The organism is Bradyrhizobium sp. CCGUVB1N3, assembly GCF_024199925.1.
Lineage (GTDB): Bacteria > Pseudomonadota > Alphaproteobacteria > Rhizobiales > Xanthobacteraceae > Bradyrhizobium.
This window is the reverse complement of sequence record NZ_JANADR010000001.1, coordinates 155032-170544: the sequence shown is the minus strand read 5'-3', so window position 1 is coordinate 170544 and position 15513 is coordinate 155032. Positions and strand designations below refer to the sequence as shown.

Annotated in this window: 15 protein-coding genes; 12 read left to right on the top strand and 3 right to left on the bottom strand. The window is 63.6% G+C overall.

The genetic code is table 11. From position 1 onward, the window contains the following. Position 1: 1 nt before the first annotated feature. On the top strand, positions 2-1588 hold the full coding sequence (locus tag NLM33_RS00780; RefSeq protein ID WP_254093827.1) for a class I SAM-dependent methyltransferase: 1587 nt from the start codon (positions 2-4) through the stop codon (positions 1586-1588). A gap of 87 nt (positions 1589-1675) precedes the next feature. Here the strand turns inward: NLM33_RS00780 and NLM33_RS00775 are convergent, their stop codons facing one another. After that, positions 1676-2305, bottom strand: coding sequence for a hypothetical protein (locus NLM33_RS00775; RefSeq protein ID WP_254093826.1), 630 nt, complete (start codon positions 2303-2305; stop codon positions 1676-1678). Positions 2306-2519: 214 nt separating this feature from the next. Here NLM33_RS00775 and NLM33_RS00770 point away from each other — a divergent pair, with 214 nt between their 5' ends. Further along, entirely contained in the window at positions 2520-3398 is an 879-nt protein-coding gene (locus NLM33_RS00770; protein ID WP_254093825.1) for a hypothetical protein, read from the top strand. 59 nt (positions 3399-3457) lie between these two features. Here the strand turns inward: NLM33_RS00770 and NLM33_RS00765 are convergent, their stop codons facing one another. Next, a complete protein-coding gene (locus tag NLM33_RS00765) occupies positions 3458-4276 on the bottom strand; it encodes an IclR family transcriptional regulator (RefSeq protein WP_254093824.1) in 819 nt (272 codons plus the stop codon). A 153-nt stretch (positions 4277-4429) separates the two neighbouring features. Here NLM33_RS00765 and NLM33_RS00760 point away from each other — a divergent pair, with 153 nt between their 5' ends. Genes NLM33_RS00760 through NLM33_RS00720 form a run of 9 tightly spaced genes read left to right on the top strand, consistent with a single transcriptional unit; the run spans position 4430 to position 13250 of the window. Further along, positions 4430-5425, top strand: a complete 996-nt coding sequence (locus NLM33_RS00760; protein WP_254093823.1) for an ABC transporter ATP-binding protein — start codon at positions 4430-4432, stop codon at positions 5423-5425. Then, positions 5418-6113, top strand: coding sequence for an SDR family NAD(P)-dependent oxidoreductase (locus NLM33_RS00755; protein ID WP_254093822.1), 696 nt, complete (start codon positions 5418-5420; stop codon positions 6111-6113). Before NLM33_RS00760 ends, NLM33_RS00755 begins: the two co-directional genes overlap by 8 nt. After that, on the top strand, positions 6110-6394 hold the full coding sequence (locus NLM33_RS00750) for a (2Fe-2S)-binding protein (protein ID WP_254093820.1): 285 nt from the start codon (positions 6110-6112) through the stop codon (positions 6392-6394). The genes NLM33_RS00755 and NLM33_RS00750 overlap by 4 nt, the downstream gene beginning before the upstream one ends. Further along, positions 6391-7761, top strand: a complete 1371-nt coding sequence (locus NLM33_RS00745) for an NAD(P)/FAD-dependent oxidoreductase (protein ID WP_254093818.1) — start codon at positions 6391-6393, stop codon at positions 7759-7761. Before NLM33_RS00750 ends, NLM33_RS00745 begins: the two co-directional genes overlap by 4 nt. After that, a complete protein-coding gene (locus tag NLM33_RS00740; RefSeq protein ID WP_254093816.1) occupies positions 7758-8918 on the top strand; it encodes an FAD-binding oxidoreductase in 1161 nt (386 codons plus the stop codon). The genes NLM33_RS00745 and NLM33_RS00740 overlap by 4 nt, the downstream gene beginning before the upstream one ends. Continuing rightward, positions 8896-10446 (top strand): ABC transporter substrate-binding protein, encoded by a 1551-nt coding sequence (locus NLM33_RS00735; protein WP_254093815.1) that lies wholly within the window; start codon positions 8896-8898, stop codon positions 10444-10446. The genes NLM33_RS00740 and NLM33_RS00735 overlap by 23 nt, the downstream gene beginning before the upstream one ends. A 31-nt stretch (positions 10447-10477) precedes the next feature. Beyond that, positions 10478-11416, top strand: coding sequence for an ABC transporter permease (locus NLM33_RS00730; protein WP_254093813.1), 939 nt, complete (start codon positions 10478-10480; stop codon positions 11414-11416). Then, positions 11413-12279: an ABC transporter permease gene (locus NLM33_RS00725; RefSeq protein WP_254093811.1), complete on the top strand. Its 867-nt coding sequence runs from the start codon at positions 11413-11415 to the stop codon at positions 12277-12279. Before NLM33_RS00730 ends, NLM33_RS00725 begins: the two co-directional genes overlap by 4 nt. Beyond that, entirely contained in the window at positions 12276-13250 is a 975-nt protein-coding gene (locus tag NLM33_RS00720) for an ABC transporter ATP-binding protein (protein ID WP_254093809.1), read from the top strand. The genes NLM33_RS00725 and NLM33_RS00720 overlap by 4 nt, the downstream gene beginning before the upstream one ends. A 91-nt stretch (positions 13251-13341) precedes the next feature. On the opposite strand, the gene NLM33_RS00715 is transcribed toward NLM33_RS00720, so the two are convergent. Next, positions 13342-14103 (bottom strand): GntR family transcriptional regulator, encoded by a 762-nt coding sequence (locus NLM33_RS00715; protein WP_254093807.1) that lies wholly within the window; start codon positions 14101-14103, stop codon positions 13342-13344. Between the two features lie 77 nt (positions 14104-14180). Here NLM33_RS00715 and NLM33_RS00710 point away from each other — a divergent pair, with 77 nt between their 5' ends. Continuing rightward, a complete protein-coding gene (locus NLM33_RS00710) occupies positions 14181-15497 on the top strand; it encodes a M20 family metallopeptidase (protein ID WP_254093805.1) in 1317 nt (438 codons plus the stop codon). The last annotated feature ends 16 nt before the right edge of the window (positions 15498-15513 follow it).

Here is a 15513-nt window from a genome sequence, read left to right as displayed (position 1 = left end):
GATGAACATTCACACCGAGCATCGCCACCCGACCACCGGCCCCACACCGTACGACGAGGTCTATTACCCCGGCCACGTCTACGGACTCACTCATCCGAACCATCTCGCAACCATTGCTGCCGTCTACGGCATGCAACCGGCCCCGGTCGAGCGCTGCCGGGTGCTGGAGCTCGGCTGCGGCGTTGGCGGCAATCTGTTGCCGATGGCCTTTCAATATCCGGACAGCGAATTCATCGGTGTCGACCTGAGCGGCGTGACGATCGAGCGCGGCCAGCGAAATATCGCCACATTGGGCCTCAGCAACATCAAGCTCCTGCATTGCGACATCATGAATGTCGACGCAAGGTTCGGGCAGTTCGACTACATCATCGCGCACGGCGTGTATTCATGGGTACCGCGGGCGGTGCGCGAGAAGATGATGATGATCTTCAAGCAGAACCTGGCGCCAAGCGGGATCTGCTACGTCAGCTACAACGCGCACCCGTTCTCGCATCTTCGCGACATGGTCCGCGACATGATGCGGTATCACACCCGCCGCCTCACCGGCATGAAGGAGAAGGTGGGACAGGCCCGCGCGATCCTGAAGTTCCTGAGCGAGGGCTCGAAGGCCAACACGGTGCACGGCGCGGTCATGCGCGACCAGTGCAACCGCGTCCTCAAGGCCCCCGACGAGCTGTTGTTTCACGACGATCTCGACGAGGGCGCTACGGCCTTCTTACTGCACGAGGTCGTTGAGGACGCGGGCCGCCACGGCCTGCAATATCTGAGCGACGCCGATTTTTCACGACGCTATCTTGCCGGCTATTCCGAGGAGGTTCGCGCGACGCTGCAGCGCTTCCCGGAGAATGAGTTCATGGCGCGCGACCAGTATCAGGACTTTATCGACGGTAACGGCTTTCGGCGTACCTTGCTCTGTCACGACAGCGTTTCGCTCTCCCGCCAGATCGACCTCGATTTCGTCACCCGGTTCCATTTGCTGACCACCACGAGCCCGACAGATCCCGACGCCTGCGTGACCGACGATTCCGCGATGGAATTCGAGAACCAGGACGGCAACAAGGTCACGGTGACCAATCCACTCTTGAAGGCTGCGAATCTGTGTCTCGGTCGGGCTTGGCCGCGCGCATTGTCGTTCGGCGAACTGCTTGATGGCGCCCGTGCGCTGCTGGGCGGCCGGCAGGCAGACGATGACCAACGGGTTCTGACGGAGGCGATGTTCATCCTGGCGTGCAGCGGCGAGGTCTCCTTCCTGGTATCTCCACCCTTTCTTTTGAAGGAAGTTTCCGACCGCCCGCAGGCAAGCCTGCTCGCACGGAAGCAGGCGCAAACAGGTCGGTTGGTCACCAACCTCCTCCATCAAACAGTGCAGTTGGAGGACGATCGGACCCGCGATTTCCTGCAGTTGCTCGACGGTGCCCGGACCATCGACCAGATCATTACCGAGATGACCGAAAGGTTCGGCCCGACCACCCGGGTCGATCAAACAGATAGTGCCGGACAGCCCACCGAGTCGCTGCTGCTGTCGACTCGAGAAAGCGTTCAACGTTCGCTTGCCATGGTTGGCAAGCTGGGCCTATTGGTCGCCTGACGCCGCGCGGCGTCGATCCTGATGAGGAAATGGCGGCAAGGAGCTGGAAACTCTTGCCGCTTGTTAGAACGGATGCGGCCCCGTCGCTCAGCCATCGTGGGTGTATTGCTGGCCGAAGAGCCATCCGGTGAGAATGCCGGCGGGCCCGCTGGCATACACTGGATCAAAGCCCACGCCGGCGCGCAGCAGCCGCCATTCATGCTCGCCGACCCAGGGAATTCCGGGATCACCCTTCTGATATTGCGACAACAGCGTTCGAGCGACCTCTGCGGCATTAGCGTAGATCGGCCCGTTCGCCCAACGAGGTCGCGGCAGGCCCGTCATGCGGCAATAGAGCGCGGTGCAGACATAGGCGGACGCCTCTTCCGCATTGGCGTCAAGGCCGGTACGCAACAGATCATAGGCCGCATGCAGGGCCTCATGGACGATATAGGCCTCGTCCATTCGCCCCGCGGCCGACACGACCTCGAGTGTATTCGCCGCGACCGCTGTACCGTCCGCTCGGGTTCGCGCGACATCGTTATACTGCGCAGCGACGCCTGCCGCGAGATCGGTCGGAACCCTGATACTGACTTGCCCCAACCGGATCGCGCGCGCGACATGATGGAACGTTTGCGGCGCAATCGTCACATGACTGCCGCGGATCGGAAACCGGAAGCGGATCCGTGCGACCGCCGGGCCGTTGAGGACATCCAGTACCCTGCTCCGCAGCGACATCGGTTCGTCCTCGCTGTTGATACCGCCCCCCGGATGGTTGTCGACGCTTCCAGTCAGGAGGTTCAAACGAGTTCTACGTTGGTACGACAGGAACTCGACCTCCACCGGCAACAAGCTAAGCAGCGCCGGCAGCATCATTCGGCGCGCGGCCGTGAACCCGGGCCTGTCCGGGTTAGACCAAACAGAGATTAGTCTCGACTTGGAGGGCGGCCCCGTGACGACCACCAACCCGACGACGACCGACACCTACCGGAAGATCGCGGCGCGACTGACCATGTTTCGGCCGCAGATCGATCTGACGACATACTTCGCCGGACCCAACCCGGATGTACGCCTCTACGACGAAAAGCCCTACATTCGACACCAACTCGAGAAGTACGGTGTCGCTGCCGCGACGAACACGCTCGACGGCGTCACCTTCCTGCCGAAGGATTGGGAAGACCTGATCAAGAAGCTGCGCATTGCCAAGACGACGGACGGCTTCGACGCCTTCGCCGAAGGGCAAAGCCCAGAGAAACCGTCGCATTGGGCCCTCGATCTGTCGATGGCCGCGACGATCGGCAAGGGGTTTCGAGAGATCTGGCGCCCAAAGCTGTCCGACAGGCCACTTTCAACGCGGGACCTCCCGGGCCGGCACGGCTTCGGACTTGGACGCGACCGCGGGCAGTGGAGCGACGCCTACAGTTCGCAATTCGGCAAGGACCCGCAGCCGCAAGACATCACCTCGCTGCATTTCGCAGTGGCCCCCGATCGAGTGAACGTTCACATCGACGAAACAGGCTTCTTGTTCGAGGGCATGGACGGTGCGCTCACCGTCGGTCCGAACTTCGAGCACCACGCCGGCAATGAACTGTTCTGGAAGAGCAACCCGCACGTGCCACGTTGGGCGGCCGAACACATCGATCTGATCCTCCCGAACAGCGCGAACGACTTTTCGCGCGTGGGCATATCTGTCGACATGTATCAGCGCAAAGACTTGCGCGTCACGGTCACCGGCTCCTGCGGATTTTTCGGCGGGTTCGAGTGCTCGGGAACGGTCAGCATCAGTGGAACGCACGATCTGTTTGGTTCGAAGCCGAAGGGCACGCGCTGACGCGGATCGGCTTGCCCTCGGAAATCTTGTAGTCCACGTGCCGGAACCCGTGGCACATCTCAATACGAGCCGGCATGTTGCCCCGGCCTGCGCAAGCCAGCGTCGAACGGGTTGATCTTCGCCGCCAGCGCTTCGGCCTCGCGTTTTAGCACCTGAACCACAGTTGGCAAACGCTCGGCATTCAGCCGCTCGACAGTGGTGCCGATGCTGATCGCGGCGAGCGGTCGCCGCTCGCGATCGAGGATCGCAACGGCAACACCGGCCATGCCCGGCAGGAGCCCCGTCCCGCGCGCCGCGCAGCCGCTTTCCCGTACCCGTTCGATTTCATTGCGGAAGAACACTTCATCGAACGGACCGAAATTGAGCAGACGCGGCAAGTTAAAGCGGATCACCTCGTCGCGTTCGGCTTCCGGCAAGTGAGCGAGGATCGCCATGCTGCCTTGCCCGACTCCGAGGATGACCTTGCCCCCGATATCGCCTGTAAAGGAGCGGATCGGCATCGGCCCCTCACAGCGATCGAGACAGACGGCATCATATCCGCTGCGCACCAGCAGGAAGACCGTGTCGCCTAACGAAGCCGATAGCCGCAACAGCGCGGGCCGGCACACCTCCCGCAGATTGCCGGGGTTTCCGGCCCGGGCGGCAAGCGAAAAGAACTCGATACCGAGCCGATAGTACTTGTTGCGCGCATCCTGCTCCACCAAACCTTCGTCGATCAGCATACGCAGCAACCTGTGCGCCGAAGCCGGTGTCACGCCGGCTATCTGGGCCGCGGTCGTCAGCCGCATCCCCTCACCGCCGCTCGCGGCCAGCGCACGCAGCAAGGCCACGGCGCGCGGCAGGCTTCCAGAAGGTCCAACGCCGGAAACATCATCCATCAAATGGAAATACTCCCCTGCACGAAGGCCTTCCATTATATATAGCGGAAAAATGGCACCTTGCGTTTGCGTATAGTGGAATATGGCATTGACACGACGCATAGCAAAGACCTGAATAGCGCGTGACGTCCTCGCTCTGGCAGCCCCCGTCCCATGCGCGAACCGGTCTTGCGTGTCGAAGATCTCCAGACGGAATTTCGCATCCGTGCGGAGTGGTATCCGGCCGTCGATAACGTCTCCTTCACGCTCGAACGCAACGAGACCCTGGCTCTGGTCGGCGAATCCGGCTGCGGAAAATCGGTCACGGCGCTCTCCATCATGGGCCTCGTACCACAGCCGCAAGGTCGCGTGTCGGCGGGCCGTATCCTCTTCGATGGAACCGATCTACGAACGCTCGGTGAGACGAAGTTCGAAACTCTGCGCGGCAACCGCATGGCGATGGTCTTCCAGGAGCCGATGACCAGTCTGAACCCGGTGATGAGCATCGGGTCGCAGGTTGCCGAGACGCTGCGCGTCCATCGCGCGCTGTCTCGGGCGGATGCGGAGGCGAAGGCGCTTGCGGTTCTCGAGGAGGTCAAAATTCCATCCGCGACGCAGCGCTTCCACGATTATCCGCATCAATTCTCGGGCGGCATGCGGCAGCGCGTGATGATCGCAATGGCGCTCGCGTGCGAACCGACGCTGCTGCTCGCCGACGAGCCGACCACCGCCCTCGACGTGACCATCCAGGCGCAGGTGCTCGGGCTGCTGGCCGACCTGAAGGAACGCCACGGCATGGCCATGCTGTTCATTACGCATAATCTCGGCGTGGTCGCTCAGATCGCCGATCGCGTTGCGGTGATGTATGCAGGCCAGATTGTCGAAGAAGCCTCTGTGCGAGAGATCTTCACGAAGCCCGCCCATCCTTATACGCGCGCGCTGTTCTCGGCGATTCCGCGCATGGACCGCGCAGAGCAGATGCTCGCCGCCATTCCGGGCCGCGTGCCCCCTCTCAACGACATGCCGACAGGATGCCGCTTCGCGCCGCGCTGCCCTTTGCGCCGCGAAGGGTGCGAGGCGCCGCAGGTTCTGGCGGCAGCTGCCCCACAGCATCTTGCCCGCTGTCATATCGTAACCAACACTTTCGCCGAGGAGCTTGCCCGTGCTTGAAGCATTTGGCCGGGTCGTGATGGTTTCCGGAGCCTCGCGCGGCATCGGCCGCGCCGTGGTGGAGCGCCTGATCGGCGGCGGGTATCACGTCTCGGCCGGCGTGCGCGATTCCCGCGGACTGGTGCAGTCCGACCGGCTGATGCTGCATCGCTATGACGCGGAGGCACTACCTTCGGCGGAAGCGTGGGTCGCGGCGACAATCGACCGCTTCGGCCGGCTCGACGGACTGATCAACGCGGCCGGAATCAATCCGGAAGCCGATCTCACCGATCCCGACGAAACGGCGCTCGACGCCATGATGCTGATCAACGTCAAGGCACCGATGCGGCTCATCCGCCTTGCGCTGCCGTACCTTGCCAAGAGCGGCGAAGGACGCGTGATCAACGTCGCTTCCATGTCGGGCAAGCGCGTCCGTAACCCCAACGCCGGTTATGCGATGAGCAAGTTTGCGCTCATCGCGCTCACACATGCGGTGCGGCAATATGGCTGGGATCGCGGCATCCGGGCTACTGCGATCTGCCCAAGTTTCGTCGCGACCGACATGACCGCGCAAGTCACCAAATGGCCGCGCGAGAAAATGAGCGATCCGCGTGACATCGCCGAACTGATCGCGACGGTTCTGCGGCTGCCCAACACCGCGACCATCGCCGAACTGCTGATCAATTGCCGGCTTGAGGACATGCTATGAGGCTACGCCGCCTGGCGGAGACGGACCGGCCCGCCGTGTCATTCACGCTCGATGGCGCGCCCGCGGCCGCGCTCGCTGGCGACAGCCTCCTTACAGCCATTCTCGCGCAAAGCGGCCACCTGCGCGCCAGCGAATTCGGCGACGGTCTGCGTGCGGGGTTCTGCCTGATGGGAGCTTGCCAGGATTGCTGGGTAAGCGTCGAAGGAGGCGGCCGCGTGCGCGCCTGCACCACTCCCATAGCCGAAGGCATGCGCGTGTCGCGCGAGATGGTGCAGCCATGAGCGTCGTCATCGTCGGCGCCGGTCCGGCCGGCACCCGTGCGGCGGAGGTTCTCGTCGGCGCAGGCCTGCGCCCAACCGTGATCGACGAAGCGCCGGAGAACGGCGGGCGAATTTATCAACGTCAACCGACCGGGTTTCACCGCACTGCGCGAGCGCTCTACGGCTTTGAGGCCGCAAAAGCGAACGCCATACACGCCGCTTTCGACCGGCTACGCGCGTCGATCGACTTCCGCCCGCGAACGCTTGCGTGGAATTTGCGGTCCGGCGTGATCGACACGATCTGCGACGGCAAGGCGCGGGCAGTGCCATTCGCCCAGACGATCCTTTGCACGGGCGCGATGGATCGGGTGATCCCGCTACCGGGCTGGACACTGCCGGGAGTCTTCACTCTGGGCGGATCGCAGATTTCGTTGAAGGCGCAGGGCTGCGCCATCGGAGCGCGTGTCGCCTTTCTCGGAACGGGGCCCCTGCTCTATCTCGTTGCCTATCAATATGCCCGCGCCGGCGCCCAAGTTGCAGCCGTGCTCGACACGACGCCCTTTTCCACCAAGGCGGCACAAGCGTTCGGGCTGATGCGGGGCGGGACAACTTTCGCCAAGGGCCTCTACTACATCACCTGGCTGCGCGCGCACGGCATCCCCATCATCGAGGGGGGTACACCGCTTGCGATCGGGGGCGACGGCCAGGTCGAATCGCTGAGCTGGCGCGACACGCGCGGCATCACGCACGAGGCAGCGGTCGATGCCGTTGCGCTCGGCTTTGGACTGAAGCCGGAGGCGCAACTCGCCGACCTCGCTGGTGTGCCCTTCGACTTCGATCCCGTGCAGCACAATTGGGTACCGCGCAGAGATCCCAGCGGGCGCACGTCGGTCGAAGGTGTGTTCCTTGCCGGCGACGGCAGCGGCATTCGGGGAGCCGATCTTGCGGAGGCGGCTGGCGCGCGCGCCGCCTGGGCTGTGATCGCAGCGCGCGGTCTGGCCGTTGATGCGCATGCGGTGGCGCGCCTCGACGCAACGCTGGTAGCCGGCGCCACCTTCCGCGCCGCATTGGAGCTTGCATTTCCGTTTCCAACACAACTCGCCGCAGACATGGCCGTTGATACGATCCTTTGCCGCTGCGAGGCGATCACGGCGGGTGAATTGCGCGCAGCCGCGAACGAAGCTCTCGCGACGCTTCCGCCATCGGAGGTCAATCGGGCCAAAGCGTTGACCCGTGTCGGGATGGGACGTTGTCAGGGTCGAGTCTGCGGCGCAGCCGCAGCCGAGGTACTGGCGGCCACGCTGTCCTGCCCGGTCGAAGAGGTCGGCCGCCTGCGCGGACAGCCGCCGGTGAAGCCGATCCCCATCCTTCCCGCGGAGGCCGCATGAGCGCGACAGCGACCGACGTGTTGATCGTGGGGGGTGGCGGCGCAGGCTGCTCCACGGCCCTGCATCTTGCAAAGCGCGGCGCGCGATGCATCCTGCTCGAACGGGGCCAGATCGGCGGCCAGGCCACGGGCGTCAACTATGGCGGCGTGCGGCAACAGGGCCGGCATCCGGCGGAACTGCCGCTCGCCCGACGCTCCCGCGACATTTGGGCCAGACTGCCGGAGCTCATCGGCACCGACTGCGAATTCGAGGTGACCGGACACCTGAAGCTCGCGCGCAACCAGACCGAGGAAGCCGACCTCATTGCCTATCTCGACGTCGCCAAGGCCAACGGACTTCCGCTGATCATGATTGGCGGCAACGCGATCCATCAGCAATATCCCTGGCTCGGCCCCGACGTCGTGGCCGGTTCGTTCGCGCCCGATGATGGCGCCGCCAACCCGCGTCTATTGAGCCCCGCTCTGGCGCGCGCCGCGCGCGATGCGGGCGCCGATATCCGCGAGTTCAAGCCGGTCAGCAAGCTAGCCCACGACGGCACGCAGTTCATCGTCACGTCGGGCGAGCACGAATTTCATGCCCGATATCTCGTCAACACGGCCGGCTATTGGGGCGGCGCGGTTGCACGCGCATTCGGCGAACAGGTTCCGGTGTCGCCGCTCAACCCCAATTTGCTCGTAACCGAGCCCTTGCCCTATTTCATTGCGCCCAATCTGGGCGTCGTCGGCGGCGACGTCTACCTGCGTCAGATCCGGCGCGGCAACGTGATCTTCGGCGGCGGCCGCGGGCACTCCGATCCGGACGTTCCGTCGTCACGACCGTCGCCGGAGGCAAGCTATGTCGTCATGGCCAAGGCGCTACAGCTCGTTCCGCAACTCGCGGGCGTTCAGGTGATCCGTAGCTGGACCGGGATCGACGGCGAAATGCCGGACGATATTCCGGTCATCGGACCGAGTCGCACAACGCCCGGGCTGTTTCATGCCTTCGGATTCTCCGGTCACGGCTTCCAGCTCGGCCCGGCCATCGGGGCCATCATGAGCGAGCTCGTCCTCGATGGACACACGGACGTCCCGCTCGAGCCGTTCCGTATCGATCGTTTTGCAGCGGACCAATCATTCAACCAGCAGGGACAGAGACATGACGCTTCGCATCACGCTTAGCGCGGCACTCGCGGCCGCCACCCTCATCGCGATACCTGCATCGGCAGCGCCAAGGACCGATCTAAGAGTCGGCATGGCCGCCCAGGATGTCGGCCAACTCGATCCTCATCGCGCGGTCAGCACGATCGACCGCACCGTCGTGGCATGGATGTACAACGGCCTCGTGCGCTTCAAACCGGGAACGATGGATCCTGCGCAGATCGAGCCGGACCTCGCGGAGAAATGGGAATCGAGTTCCGACAAGCTCGACTGGACGTTCCATCTGCGTCACGGCGTCAAGTTTCACGGCGACTTTGGCGAGCTGACCGCCGATGACGTCGTCTTCAGCCTGAAGAGAGCAAGCGATGCCAAGACGTCTGCCTTCTCCGCCGACTTCGCCGCATTAAAGACCATCGAGGCGACGGATCCCTCCACGGTCCACATCGTCCTGGCGCGACAGGTGCCGAGCTTGCTCGGGCTGGTCACCAACTACTCGGGTGGCTATATCGTCAGCCGCAAGGCGGTCGAGAAATACGGCGCGGACTTCACGCGCAATCCGGTCGGCACCGGCCCCTTCGCCTTCGTCTCCGACACCCCGAACCAGTCGCTCGAGCTCGCTGCCTTCGACGGCTATTTCCGAGGCAAGCCGAAACTTGAGCACGTGAGCTATCGCTACATTCCCTCCGATTCCTCGCGCGACCTTGCTTTCCAGAACGGCGAAATCGACCTCATCTACGGCAAGCAGGATCAGGCCTGGATCAACCGCATCCGCGCGTTGCCGAACTCGATCGTCGACGTGTTCGAGCCAGGCGAACTCGCCAATCTCAATCTCAACATCACGGCGAAACCGCTCGACGACATCCGCGTGCGGCAGGCTGTCGCCTACGCCGTCAACAGGCCCGAGCTCGTGAAGTGGCAGGGCACTGACACGGCACGCCCGGGCCAGAGCGTGATTCCGGCGGGCTATCTCGGATCCTCCAAGGATGTCGGCCTCGTCAACACCGACGTCGCCAAGGCCAAGGCGCTGCTCAAGGAGGCCGGCTATCCCGACGGCCTGACGATCAAGATCATCCACACCCAGTTGCCGCAGATGCTGGGCAGCATGCAGGTCGTGCAGGCGCAACTCCGCAAGGCAGGCATCAATCTCGATATCCAGGTCGTCGATCACGCCACCTTCCATCAGCAAATCCGCAAGGATCTGAGCCCGATCGTCTATTACGCGGCGGCGCGCTTTCCGGTGGCAGACATCTACCTGACCCAGTTCTTCCATTCGGCAAGCATCGTCGGAAAGCCGACGGCGGTCACCAATTTCAGCCACTGCGACGTGGCGGACAAGGAGATCGACGCCGCCAAGACCGAGACCGATACCGAGAAGCAGGTTGCGCTCTGGGTCGAGGCTCAGAAGAAGATCGTCGCAGCTGTCTGCGCCGTTCCTCTGGCCGAGGCCTTGCAAATCTGGGCGCACCGCACTGACCTCGATTACGGCTACGAGTTGAAGGCCTCGCTGTCGCTTGGTCCGCTCTTGACGGAAGCGACGCACTTCAAGTGACGTAGCCGCGACAAAGCTGGGGGATCGTCCGGTGATTGGCTTCATTCTCCGAAGGTTGCTGGCTTCGATACCGACGCTCCTCGCGGTATTGACGCTCGTCTTTCTGCTGGTGCGCGTGGTTCCGGGCGATCCCGCGATCGCCATCCTGGGCGATCGAGCCACTCCGGAAACCCTCGCGGCCCTGCGCTCCGAACTCGGCCTCGATCGCTGGATTGGTACGCAATATTTCGAGTTCCTCGGTCATGCCTTGCGCGGCGATCTTGGCGCCAGCATGGTCACGCATCGTCCCGTCTGGACCGAGATTGCCGAAGCCTTGCCGCACACCATCGTGTTGACGCTGGCGGCAATGGCGATCGGCTGCCTGATCGGTATTCCCGCAGGTGTCTGGGCGGCCCTCCACCGCAACGGCCCGATCGACGTGCTGACGCGCCTATTGTCATTGCTCGGTTTGTCTTTCCCTGTCTTTGTTTCCGGCATTTTTCTGTTGATCGTCTTTGCGTTGGAGCTCCACCTGTTTCCGGTGATCGGCAATCCGCGCCCCGGCGACTGGATCGACGGCCTACACAAGCTCGTTCTGCCCGCAGTCACCCTCGGCATCGTGATGGCCGCCTATGTCGTCCGGGTGACGCGCAGCTCGATGCTACAGGTCCTCGGCGAAGATTACATCCGCACCGCGCGCGCGAAGGGCGTGCCACGGCGCAGCATTATCTGGCGTCACGGTCTGTCCAACGCACTGATCCCGGTGGTCACCGTGGTCGGCCTATATGTCGGCATCCTCATCGGCAATTCGGTGCTCACCGAAATCGTCTTCAACCGCCCCGGCCTCGGCAAGGTGATCGTCAGCGCGCTGACCCAGCGCGACTACACCATGTTGCAGGGCATGATGGTGATCTATTGCTTCCTGATCGTCGTCGTGAACCTGATCACCGACATCAGCTATGGCCTCATCGATCCGAGGGTTAAGCAATGACAGATGTAGCCCTTTCCGCAGCACCTTCACCCCGGCGCGCAATGATCGGCCGGCTCTTGAGCGATCCAACGACCGTCGCCGGCGTCGTTCTTTGCGCGATCATCCTGGCCGGCGCGCTACTGGCGCCGTGGCTTTCCCCTCACGATCCCCTCGAACAGAACATACTCGAGCGACTGGCGGGACCAGGTTCCGACTACCTGCTCGGCACCGACCAGTTCGGCCGCGACGTGCTATCACGGCTACTATGGGGCGCGCGGGTGTCCCTCCTGGTGTCCTTTCTTTCCATCGCCAGCGCCGTCGTCGTTGGCGGCGCGATCGGCATGATCAGCGGCTATGTCGGCGGGCGCTTCGATCTCGTGACCATGCAGGTGATGGACGTCCTGCTGTCGTTTCCGAGCCTGATCCTCGGCATGATCATGGTGGCGTTGCTCGGTTCGAGTGTCACCAATCTCGTCGTGGCGATTGCGCTCACGGCGATAGCCCCATTCGCGCGCATTGCGCGCGCACCGGTCCTGCTTCTCAAGGAGCGCGCCTTCATCGAGGCCGGCCGCGCGCTCGGTTTCTCGCATCTGCGTATCCTGCTCGTGCATGTGCTGCCCAACATCGTCACCGATCTCCTAGTCATGAGCACGCTCTGGATGGCGACCGCAGTCCGCACCGAGGCCTCACTTTCTTTCATCGGACTTGGCGTCAAGCCGCCGACGCCGACCTGGGGCGGCATGATGCGAGATGGTTTTGAGAACATCCTGGATTCGGCATGGCTGTGCATATGGCCGGGCCTGGCCATTCTTGTCCTGGTCCTCGGATTGAACCTCGTCGGTGATGGCCTTTGCGACGTCACCGATCCCAAGGCGACCCAATGACCGCGTCCGAAACTTTGCTCGAGGTCCGCGATCTCGCCAAGCATTTCACAGTGACGAAGGGCTTCCCTCGCCCGGTCACGACGACGGTCCGCGCCGTGGACGGCGTCAGCTTCGCAGTCGCGCGCGGCGAGGCGTTCGGTCTCGTCGGCGAATCCGGCTGCGGCAAGTCGACCGCAGCGCGCGCCGTGTTGCGCTTGATTCCGCCGGATGCCGGCCGTGTGCGCTTCGCCGGTGTTGACGTGACTGACGCCCGGGGATCCGCGCTCCGGCGGCTGCGCCGCCGCATGCAGATCGTGTTCCAGGACCCCTATTCGTCGCTCAATCCGCGACGCACGATCGGCCAGGCCTTGACCGAGCCGCTTGGCGTGCACGGTCTTGCCCGCGGCCGAGCCGCGCGCGACCGCGCAATCGCGTTACTGGAGGAGGTCGGCCTGCCGCCGACCGCCTACGACCGCCACCCGCACGAGTTTTCCGGTGGGCAGCGTCAGCGTGTCGGAATCGCCCGTGCGCTTTCCGTCGAACCCGAGCTGATCGTTGCCGACGAGCCGGTTTCCGCACTCGACGTCTCCGTGCAGGCGCAGGTGCTGCTGCTGCTGAAAGATCTGCAGGCGCGGCGCGGCCTGACGTTCGTATTCGTTAGTCACGATCTTGGCGTCGTGCGATGGTTCTGCTCGCGCGTTGCGGTCATGTATCTCGGACGCATCGTGGAGGACGGCCCTGTCTCACGCGTGTTCGGCGCACCGCGACATCCCTATACGCGGATGCTGCGTGATGCTTCACCTATCCCCGATCCGACCATCCGAGGCCAACTGCCGCGCATCGTCGGCGAAATTCCTTCCGCCGCCAATCCGCCAGCAGGATGCCACTTTCATCCCCGCTGCCCCCGGGCGTCCGACGTGTGCAGGACTGTGTATCCCGAATGGCGATCTGACGGTGATGGGGGTATCGCCTGTCACCATCCAGAAAGCTGATCAGTCGTTGCAACTCTTGGCGCACGTTCAAGACGAAATGCTTGGTGCGCAGACCGTGCTCCGCATTGGAGAGGCTCACGACAAGACCTGGTCAACGGATCTCATTGACGTAGTGATGATGCGCGGTCGTAACGCGGTGTTCGCTCAGAAGCGCCAGCCCGCCCGTTTGATCGTACGCTTCCTCCTGAATCACCAGAACGGCATTCGGCGAAGGCAGCGCGAGCAGGCGGCGGTCCTCCTTGTCGGCGAGTTCTGCCAGAAGCTTCTCGCGCACCGCGGCAATACGGATGCCGTAGGCATCGAGCAGATGGAGGTAGAGCAGCGCGGGCACGTTTGCGGCCTCGCGCGGGAAATCGGGCACGCGACGCGCAACGAGCCGTATCCGCGAGTGCATCACAGGCACGCGACCGACACGTCGCACGCGATGGAGACATAGCAGCGGCTCACCCGGGGCTTCCGTAAAGAGCACAGCCTCCTCCGTATCGGCTGGCCGCAACACGACGGACAGCACTTCGGGCACGGAACGCTGCAGGCTGCCGTCCTCGCCGTGCAGTCGGAAGTACTGGAAGAAGAAGCGCAGGCTGTGCTGCGGTGCGCGGCCTGTCACCAATGTCCCGGTCTTGCGCCTCCGCACCAGCATGCCGTCGGCTGTCAGGTCCGCCAGCGCCCGGCGAATGGTACCGACCGCGACTCCGTATCGCGCGGCGAGCGCCACTTCGCCGGGCAGCACCGTGCCCGGAGACAGTTCGCCGACCAGGATCGCTTCGGCGATCTGGCGCTTGACGTGCTCGTACAACGGAACCGGCAGGCTCGGCGGACCGCTTACCGCTGCTTTTGCCTGTTTACCGGTCACGTCTGCCTCATTCTTTGGAATTGACAGCCATCAGCTTCACCTATTTCTATATAGAATATAGAAATGAGCCATCGCAAATGGTTTCTCCGACACCAGGTCCAGGACAGGCCAGCCCGACGCTTGCCGACGGTTTTGCCCAAATCGAGCGGACAGTTGAACGTGCGGTCGACGATCTCGCGCGGATGGTAGCGGTCGACACGACCTTCCCACCCGGCGCGGGCTACGAAGCCTTTGCCGGATTGATGGAGCGCACCGTTGCGGCGCTCGGGTTGGATCGTCAGCGCATCGATGTGCCCGAGCATTTGTGGCGCGTGACCGGTGGCCCGGCGCATGGGCGCAGAACCAATCTCATCGCGCGGCGCCGCTCGGGCAAGCCGGTGCTCGGGCTGTATTTCCATGTCGACACCGTGCCGGCAGCGCCCGGCTGGACCACTAATCCTTTCGAGTTGACGCGCGATGGCGATCGCCTGATCGGCCTTGGCGCCGCCGACATGAAGGGCACAATCGCAGCCGTGCTGCTGGCGCTACGCGCCGCCGATTCGATCGGCCTTCCGCTCGGCTACGACCCGATGCTGCTGCTTTGCACCGACGAGGAAGGCGGGCTCTATCCCGGGGTGCGTTACCTTGCCGAACAGGGTCTTCTCGAAGGCCATATCCTCAACTTCAACGGTGCCGCAGCGTCGCGCATTTGGGCCGGCTGCTTCGGCCTTTTCACGCTTTTGCTGCGCGTCCACGGCAAGACCGTTCACGCAAGCGAAGCCGGGACCATCGGCTCAAGCGCCAACGCCATCGAGACTGCGCTTCCGATCCTGAATGCTCTCGCGGCATTGAAACCGAAAATCGCCGCACGGATATCCACCCTGCCCGCGCCGCCGCACGCAACACGTCCGCTCGCAGCCCAGCTCGATATTTCCGCCGCCCATGGCGGCCAATGCGGCGGCCAGATTCCGTCGCTCTTCGAAGTCCTCATCTGCCGGCGTTATGCGCCGGAAGAAGATTTTCAGGCCGCGCGTGCCGAGATCGAGCGCGCCATCGCCGCGGCTGCGCCTGGAGCTGACGTCGAGGTGGTCCTCACCGGCCACCTGATGCCGACATCCGATCCGACGGGCCCGCACTGGCCGCGCTGGCAGGAGGCGCTTTCGGCCGGATTTGGCTATGCGCCGGACGATTTCGCCAAATGGGGCGCGACGAGTTGCTCCGATTTCGGCTGGGTGCAGCAGACCGGTATGCAGGAGATCCTGCTGACCGGACTTGGCCGGCCGGACAACCAAGTTCATGCACCTGGCGAATTCACCACCCACTCCGACATCGTCGCGCTGGCGAAATCGGTCCTCGCCTATCTGTCCGCCGAATTCCGTCCCGATCTGTCTCCCGAAACAGTCGTCGCCCGCTAACTCAAGGAGCACGCAT